Here is a 271-nt window from a genome sequence, read left to right on the forward strand (position 1 = left end):
CTTCTCGAGCCAGCGCAGCCCAGGCGTCGTCTTGCGGGTGTCGAGGACCATCGTCGGCGTGCCCTCGAGTGCGTCGGCCCACCGGCGCGTGTGGGTCGCGACGCCGGACAGGCGGCTGAGTAGGTTGAGGACGGTCCGCTCGGCGACGAGCACCACCTGGGTCCGGCCCGTGACGCGGGTGATGACGTCACCGCGCTCGACCCGGGCCTCGTCGTCGGCGAGCACCTCGAACGCCGATACCGGCAGCTCGAGCCGTGCGGCCACCGCTGAC

Annotated in this window: 1 pseudogene; it reads right to left on the reverse strand. The window is 72.7% G+C overall.

Features of this window, described 5'->3' with window-relative positions:
- Positions 1 to 271: pseudogene (locus ACR9ZK_RS22035) on the reverse strand (nicotinate-nucleotide diphosphorylase (carboxylating)); the annotation flags it as partial.

This window comes from Monashia sp. HAY1-5C, from assembly GCF_056755255.1.